Raw genomic sequence first — 759 nt, 5'->3', positions numbered from 1 at the left:
TATCAGAAGTAGAAGCGGTAGCGGTAAAAGACTTATTGTCCTCATTTCTGCTACAAGAAAGAGTAAATGTTGTCGCTATAGATCCTAATAGCAACAACGAAATCATTGTTTTTTTCATCATGTGTAATTTAGGTTATTATACAAATGTATTATTATTTTCAATATATAAAGAATAAAAACTAATATTTTTAATCAAAAAAAATAAAAATTAACTATTTTTATAATAGCAGCCCAACTAGAAACATTCTGCTCACTTGAAGCCTGATCTGCATTGATCTGATAAACATTCTATATTCTTAAGTTTAAGAGATGATCGAAATTATATGCCTCACTGATCCTATCTCTAGGATTCTTAAAAATGGAAATAATTGTGTTCAGGCTTTGCCGCTCACGACTAAAATAAAGAGAATAAAGCCTAATGCTATAGATGGGATATAGCGATACCAACCCCTTAGAATATAAATTAAGAAAGGCGGCCCATAAAATATAAACAGCCTTTATTTTGATTGAAAATTTAAAGATTCATACCCTTAGTGCGCTTAGCCAATACAGATTTTTAAATTATTAAGTTTCTTTTATTTTTTAGTGCTGATAAATTAAGATAGTTTTTTATCTTTACTAAAAAATAATGGATTGTCCAAAATGTCATGAGTCTGAAAAAATAAAAAACGGTATCGTCAGGAATCTTCAAAGATACAAATGTAAAAATTGTGGATTTAATTTTACGGTATATAAAAGAGGGGGTGAATATTCAAAAAC

At 28.6% G+C, this 759-nt stretch carries 1 protein-coding gene; it reads left to right on the top strand.

Features of this window, described 5'->3' with window-relative positions; genetic code table 11:
• Positions 1 to 628 precede the first annotated feature (628 nt).
• The coding region (locus GNY06_RS15480; RefSeq protein WP_449390388.1) for a transposase-like zinc-binding domain-containing protein at positions 629 to 759 on the top strand (131 nt) is incomplete at its 3' end.

Origin of the sequence: Elizabethkingia argenteiflava (assembly GCF_009904105.1) — a bacterium.
GTDB classification, from domain to species: Bacteria; Bacteroidota; Bacteroidia; order Flavobacteriales; family Weeksellaceae; genus Elizabethkingia; species Elizabethkingia argenteiflava.
This window is presented reverse-complemented; position numbering and strand designations above follow the sequence as displayed.